We start from the raw sequence: 1,401 nt of genomic DNA, 5'->3' as shown, positions 1-1,401 counted from the left end.
CACCGCCAGCAGGGCGCACTCCCCGAGGGAGAGTCGGTCCGGGGGCTTGTTGAAATACAGCCGCGAGGCCGCGCCGACGCCCATGATGTTTCCGCCGAACGGCGCGGTGTTCAGGTAGATTTCGAGCAGCTCGTCCTTGGAGTGGGTCAGGCTCAGTTGCAGGGCGCGAAAGGTCTCCACGAGCTTGGCGGACAGGGTTCTCGGCCGGGGATCACTCATGCGGGCGATCTGCATGGGGACGGTGCTCGCCCCCGAGACCACCCGCCCGGCGCGGAGGTTGCTCCACGCTGCGCGCAGGATTGCCAACGGGTTCACGCCCGGATGCAGCCGGAACCAGCGGTCCTCGCTCTCAACCAGCGCCGTGACCAGTTCGGGCGAAAGTTCGTCAATGGTTACGGGAAACCGCCACATGCCGTCCGCCGCCAGAAAGCGGCGCAGTTCGGTGCCGTGTCGGTCCAGCACCCGCGTTCCGGAGGGCGGCTTGAGTCGCTCATCCGGAAAGGGGAACAGGGTATTCAGGACCGAAAATGTCACGAGGCACGCAAGCAGGGTGCCCGCAGCCGCGAGGCCGAGGGTGCGGAGCCGCATTGCGTTTTACTTCCTTTTCACCGTCATGGTGCCCGGCTCGCTCACGGCCATGATCGAGGGATCGTACATGGCCTCTGCCTGCACGGGCGGCAGGGCGTAGGTGCCGGGCGTGACCGCGCGAAGCTGCGTGTATCCGGCGTGCCAGCCCGCGCGGTTCAGGTCGGTGAAGAAGAGCACCCGGTCATCGCGCAGGTCCTGATGCCCGGCGATGGGCTGCTCTTCGTCCGGGGCAAACGCCGCCACCTCGGAGGACGCGAGCCTCGGGTTCTCCACTTCCATTCCCGCGGGCAGCAGCGCCTGTACCACAACGTTTTCCACCGCGTTTCCGGCGGTCTTGATCTCGGTCTTCATGATAACGAGCGCGCCCTGCTCCACGGTGGCGAGGTCCACGGCCTTGCCGTTTCGGTCAAGGAACGTGCGGCGCACCTCGATGCCGCTGGACTCGGGCTTGAAGTGCTCGCTGTCCGGCACGCCGCGTGTGGTCACGGACCAGTATGCGGTGGCGTTGTCGGTGGCGAGGGTTGCGCTGACGGGAGCGCCGCCCTCAAGGTCGGCGAGGGTGAAGGTGTCCACGTCCCTGAAGGGATGCTCGGTGTCGCCGAAGGTCAATGTGCCGCTCACTGGCGCGGCGTCACCGAGACCGAGGGCCTTGCCCACTGCGGCAAAGGCCAGCGCGTTCTCCTGCGTGGTGCCCCAGCGGGTGAGGCCCATGAGACGCGAGACGTTGCCGGTCAGCTCGGGGATCATCCTGTCGCCGGGGGCGGCGTCGGCAAGGGCCAGCAGCATCAGCGCGCTGTCGCGCAGGCCGGAGCC

The 1,401-nt window shown here is 67.5% G+C and carries 2 protein-coding genes; both read right to left on the bottom strand.

Annotated elements, in window-relative coordinates:
- Positions 1 to 588 (bottom strand): transglycosylase domain-containing protein (locus JCM12178_RS17360; protein WP_172677184.1); only part of this gene is annotated, 588 nt, incomplete at its 3' end.
- 6 nt (positions 589 to 594) lie between these two features.
- Positions 595 to 1,401: alpha-2-macroglobulin family protein (locus JCM12178_RS18855; RefSeq protein ID WP_500799080.1), on the bottom strand; the 807-nt coding region annotated here is incomplete at its 5' end.

It is taken from the genome of Salidesulfovibrio brasiliensis JCM 12178 (genome assembly GCF_001311825.1).
GTDB lineage: Bacteria > Desulfobacterota > Desulfovibrionia > Desulfovibrionales > Desulfovibrionaceae > Pseudodesulfovibrio > Pseudodesulfovibrio brasiliensis.
The sequence above is the reverse complement of the archived record's forward strand: the minus strand, read 5'-3'. Positions and strand labels throughout refer to the sequence as shown.